This is a genomic window from Microcystis sp. M49636_WE2 (genome assembly GCF_030065375.1).
GTDB classification, from domain to species: domain Bacteria; phylum Cyanobacteriota; class Cyanobacteriia; order Cyanobacteriales; family Microcystaceae; genus Microcystis; species Microcystis aeruginosa_C.
In genome coordinates this window covers 1-5,030 of sequence record NZ_JASJFG010000836.1, presented here as the reverse complement: position 1 = coordinate 5,030, position 5,030 = coordinate 1, and the positions used below count along the sequence as shown (strand labels likewise).

The 5,030-nt window shown below is 41.5% G+C and carries 7 protein-coding genes; 3 read left to right on the top strand and 4 right to left on the bottom strand.

Annotated elements, in window-relative coordinates; translation table 11 throughout:
• Nucleotides 1–296: 296 nt before the first annotated feature.
• On the top strand, nt 297–1,103 hold the full coding sequence (locus tag PX484_RS19155; protein WP_287767587.1) for a creatininase family protein: 807 nt from the start codon (nt 297–299) through the stop codon (nt 1,101–1,103).
• Between the two features lie 259 nt (nt 1,104–1,362).
• Here the strand turns inward: PX484_RS19155 and PX484_RS19150 are convergent, their stop codons facing one another.
• The gene (locus PX484_RS19150; protein WP_287767584.1) at nt 1,363–1,749 is read right to left on the bottom strand and encodes a type II toxin-antitoxin system VapC family toxin; all 387 of its coding nucleotides are present in this window, start codon (nt 1,747–1,749) and stop codon (nt 1,363–1,365) included.
• Nucleotides 1,746–1,973, bottom strand: a complete 228-nt coding sequence (gene vapB / locus PX484_RS19145) for a type II toxin-antitoxin system VapB family antitoxin (RefSeq protein WP_287767582.1) — start codon at nt 1,971–1,973, stop codon at nt 1,746–1,748. Before vapB ends, PX484_RS19150 begins: the two co-directional genes overlap by 4 nt.
• A gap of 511 nt (nt 1,974–2,484) precedes the next feature.
• On the opposite strand from vapB, the gene PX484_RS19140 reads away from it, so the two are divergent.
• Together PX484_RS19140 and PX484_RS19135 are read left to right on the top strand one after the other, a co-directional pair.
• On the top strand, nt 2,485–3,153 hold the full coding sequence (locus PX484_RS19140) for a HEAT repeat domain-containing protein (protein WP_002803147.1): 669 nt from the start codon (nt 2,485–2,487) through the stop codon (nt 3,151–3,153).
• A 61-nt stretch (nt 3,154–3,214) separates the two neighbouring features.
• On the top strand, nt 3,215–3,727 hold the full coding sequence (locus PX484_RS19135) for a phycobiliprotein lyase (protein ID WP_002803148.1): 513 nt from the start codon (nt 3,215–3,217) through the stop codon (nt 3,725–3,727).
• A 289-nt stretch (nt 3,728–4,016) separates the two neighbouring features.
• Here PX484_RS19135 and PX484_RS19130 read toward each other — a convergent pair whose 3' ends face one another.
• Nucleotides 4,017–4,946 (bottom strand): hypothetical protein, encoded by a 930-nt coding sequence (locus PX484_RS19130; RefSeq protein WP_287670532.1) that lies wholly within the window; start codon nt 4,944–4,946, stop codon nt 4,017–4,019.
• The coding region (locus PX484_RS19125) for a DUF1517 domain-containing protein (RefSeq protein WP_288105153.1) at nt 4,903–5,030 on the bottom strand (128 nt) is incomplete at its 5' end. The genes PX484_RS19130 and PX484_RS19125, both read right to left, overlap by 44 nt.

Genomic DNA, 5,030 nt, shown 5'->3' with positions numbered 1-5,030 from the left:
TTTTCAGGTGGTCAATTACCTAATTTTCAGGGAAAAAATCCCTAAATTTTCCCCCCAATCACTCCAATGGTAGGCACTTTTTCAGGGAAAAAAAGTCTAAAAGCCTTATCCAACAAGGTTTTTAGATTTATTCAGCAAACCATAATTAATGAAACAGGTTTTGTTGCTAGATGGATTCGGTTTGGCAAGCCATTACCGATGAAGACGATTGGCAACCTTGCCAAGAATTAGTGGTAAAATTAGCAAATAAACCGTTATTTTTCCCCTAACCCTAATCCCTCACCCCCAATAAAATTATGATGCACGGTTTTATTCCCCCTCATCGTTATTTTCCCTATCTTACTTGGACCGATATAGATTCAATGCCAGATAAGGAAAATGTGGTAATTATTCAACCCATCGGTGCGATCGAACAACACGGACCCCATCTCCCTATTGCCGTCGATGCTGCCATTAGTTTAGGGGTTTTAGGCAAAGCTTTCGAGAAATTAAATACAAATGTTCCCGCCTTTGCTTTACCCTGTCTCTACTACGGAAAATCTAACGAACATTGGTCTTTCCCCGGCACGATTACCCTCTCGGCAACAACCTTATTAACCCTCATTCAAGAGATAGCTGAAAGTCTCTATCGTTCGGGGTTTCGTAAGTTAGTATTAATGAACTCCCACGGCGGACAACCGCAAGTTATGGAAATTGCCGCTAGGGATATTCATCAACAATATACCGATTTTTTAGTGTTTCCTTTTTTCACTTGGCGAGTTCCCCACAATGCGGCTGAATTATTCTCGGGATATGAATTAGAATACGGTATTCATGCAGGAGATGTGGAAACTAGCATTATGTTATCATTACTGCCAGAACAGGTCAAAATTGAGCGGGCTGTCCGAGAATATCCCCAAGGTTTGCCAGAAAATAGTTTATTAACTATGGAAGGAAAATTACCCTTTGCTTGGTTAACTAAGGAATTAACTAAAAGTGGAGTGATGGGAGATGCTACTAATGCAAGTAAAGAAAAAGGCGATCGATTATTAGAATCCGTTGCTAATGGTTGGGTACAGGCGATCATTGATGTTTATCAATTCCGTCAACCGAAGTTATACTAATAAAAAATTAATCAGAATTGTTAATAAGCTGTACTGCATTTAAACCGTCTATTGCTAATTTTATTAGCAAGGATCAAACTCCATCTCTCTTATCCTTTGATTCGGGAATTTGATCACTATCTTATATTAACATCAATAGAGGAAATTTTAACCAGACAGGGGTAGTTTTTCGCATAATTATTAATCTCAATTGTGAGTTTTATCCTTGAGTGTTTAGAAATTTTGTAAACGGTAACAAAAAGAAAAAAAACGACATTTTTTACCATATTTTTTCTACGGGATAAGAATCGAAAACAGAATCAACGCCTAGGATAATTAAGTTTTCTGTAATTGCTTGAGAAATTAATAAACGATCAAAGGGATCTTTGTGATAATAAGGTAAGGTGTCTAATGTCCAAATATGAGATAATTTCATGGGTAAAATCTGCACATCATTAATTTTAGTTTGATCTTTAACTATTTCCGAGAGAGAAATATCTAAATTTAATTTGCCTAACTGTACCTTGATCTGTATTTCCCAGACTCTGACCAAACTCAAGAAAAGAAGATTATTTCTATCTTCTAGTATCTCAATTGCTGATGAGGAAAGCTGAGGAGAATTCTGGGAAAACCAGATTAAAGTATGACTATCTAAGAGAATATTCATGAGTCAAAATTCCAGAAGTTATCGGGTAAGGGTTGATTGAAATCATCACTCATCCAAATTTTTCCCTGATGCAACCCAAAGACTCGTTTTTTCTGGGAAGATGACGGCTCCTTTTCCTCCGTCAGAGCTTCTACATATTCTAAGATTTGTTTTTGTTTATCTAAAGGAATTTCCTGTAGCTTGTTAATAATGCTTTCTGTAATTTTATTGCCAGAAATAGTCATGGTTTTCTCAATACCTACTGAAATCTACGATGCAAGCCTCATGATAGCATTTTAAACATAAATAAAGTTAATTTTTGTAGAACCACTTCCCCAACTTGTTTAAGAGAGTTCCTGCAAAAATCAAAAATCTTCCGTGAGGAGACTCCGAGACGGTTTACAGGAGGAGAAAAAAGACAAGAGACAACTATTCTGTCCATAAAACCCAAGATTATGTCAAATTTATCTGAGGTTTTCAATATTTTGAGCCGATAGCACCTCGAAAACTTACTTTTACAGGAGGTTTAAGCTAAATTAATCCTATTGTTAAGGATATTAGTTAGAGCAGTTATCTTAATGAGCAGGTACGAAGTTTTCGTTTTCGGCAATCGGTCTTCCATACCAAATTAGATTACACTTCATCTTTATGAGAAACACTGTAACAGACAGAAATTAGCTGTTTCAGTCCCCTAAGGCTGCTGACTTAGAAACAATTGCGTTAGAATTAAAGAAATATTACAAGTGATTGACAAAAATGAGTAAGCCTGATATAAAAAGCATTGCCCTCCAGTTAGAAAGCAGCAACTCTAAAGATCGTCTGCTGGCCTTGGCGTCCCTGCGAGAAGTGGCCCCGGAGGAGGCTGTACCCTTGATCAAAAAAGTCCTTTATGATGAAATGCTGCCGGTGCGATCGATGGCTGTCTTTGCTTTGGGAGTCAAACAAACCGAGGAATGCTTTCCTATCCTAGTAGATTTGTTAGCCAATGATGCCGATTATGGCATTCGCGCCGATGCTGCGGGAGCTTTAGGTTATTTAGAAGATATTCGCGCTTTTGAACCCCTACAGAGGGCTTTTTACGAAGACACGCAATGGTTAGTCCGCTTTAGTGCCGCCGTCGCTTTGGGCAATTTGGGCGATATTCGGGCTAAACAGGTGTTATTATCGGCCCTCGATAGTAACGAAGCGGTTATTCAACAGGCCGCTATTGCTGCCCTTGGTGAAATCAAAGCAGTGGAAACCGTCGAGAAGCTTTTAACCTTTGTTAACTCCGATGACTGGTTAATCCGGCAGCGATTAGCGGAAGCTTTAGGCCAGCTTCCTGCGGAAAAAACGATCGCAGCCTTAAAATTTTTGGTCAAAGACGAACACCCACAAGTGCGCGAAGCGGCCCGTTTATCCTTGCAAAAATTGGCCAACGTCTAGGGATAGGATAGAATAAATAATCTATTCTTCCAGAGCGATCGATCTTTGCCTACAGCCATTCATGGACATTCAAGAATTTATTAATCTCTGTGCGGGGAAATGGTTTTCCCAGCGTACCAGTTATCAATTAGCTGCCCAAAAAGTTGCCAATAATAAAGCAGAAATCACCATCGATTTGCTGGCTGCCGATGCTGCCGATGTGGTGCAACTATGTTTAGGAAATAACTGTCAGTCCCAGGCCAGTCTGGGGGGATGGAAAGCGACTTGGGATAATTCCGTGGACTATGGACAACCGAAAAAAATCGGTTCTAGCTATTTAGTTTGGCTACCCTCAGAAAATTCTTGGCAAGGAAAATTAATCACATCGGACGGTAAATCGGCAGCGCTGGGAGAATATCATCTCAGAAGCGATCAAGCTTTGACTTTAACCATCGAGGACAATCACCATCGTATCGAGGAAAGAATCTGGTTTGCTAGTCCTAATCTGAGATTGCGTACCAGTATTATCCAGTCGGCTAATGGCGATCGCCAAACGGTTTTCTATTCGGAAATTCGCAAAATGGTTGCTTCTTAAGTAGGGTCTGCGGCAAAAAGTTTTTCGTGGGGGTCGGGTGTGGGGTGTGGGGTGTGGGGTGTAGGGTTTTACCCATTTTCAGGTGGTCAATTACCTAATTTTCAGAGAAAAAGTAACTGAATTTTTCCCCGATCACTCCAATGGTCGGCACTTTTTGGGGGGGAAAAAGTCTAAAAACCTTATCCAACAAGGTTTTTAGATTTTTTCAGCAAACCCTAAGTAGTTGCCATCCCCAATCTCTGAGGTGGGGAAGACAGGGTTAATCTTCCACCACTCCAGTCAAATCCTCCTAACGTCGGCCGCGTCTGCTGCTGCCGAAACCACTGCGACTAGGGGTACGACGGGAACCAGAGGAACCGAAACTAGGAGAACGTTTGACATTATCAGATTTACCCGAATTCTTCAGGGTACTCGAACCATAACCGGAACCACTGGGTTTTGTGGTGGTGGTGCTGCGATTGGGACTAGAGGGAGTATTACTAGGATAACGACGTAAATTGCCAGTAGAACGGAGAGTTTGCCGGTTTTTGACCGCCGGAGGTGGACTATTATGTTTAGTCCGGTATTGATCTACTGCCTGATTATAGGTGGAACCGTAACCACCAAAACCGGTCATCACACCTCCCGGAGTATAGAGGGGAGGAACGTAGTATTGAGGACGAAAGAGCAAACTACCCAAAGCTTGACCAGCAACAGCACCGAAAAAAGGACTCCAAAAACTCGATTCTTGCCGAATCACCACGGTTTCTTGTTGTCCGGTTTGGGGATTGTTCCGCACTTCCGTGACATTATGGACATACTCAATTTTAAAATCTTCGGTCATGTATAGGGTAGCCTGATCGCCGTTGATTTCCACCGCAGTTTTTTCCCCTTTAGCGGTATCCTCCTCGGTTAATCTAGCCATTTGCAGGTTAGTGGTGCGAAAGAGGGGAGAAGTCCCCCCAGGGGTGTTTAACAGCATTAGGGTATAAGTGCCATCTCCATCATCGTAGGTAGCTTGTTGCACCTCGTAGCGACCGCTACTAACCTGATTGGATTCTCGTCTTACACTACTGTTATTAGCTGACGGTGACTGAGTTTGATTTGACGACGAACCACAGGCCACCGTTGTGCAACAAAGGGTAAGAATTAAAAGGATTGTCGTTACTTGGCGCAGCATAATGGCAAAATTAAGACTATAAAGGCAGTAATTCGGGGAAATTGAGTAATAGTTGCTCATTGGTCAATTCATCTCCCAATTGAGCAGGAGAAAAATGTACCTGAATCGCACGCAGCCGACCTTGGTAGTGGAGGTTAATTATTG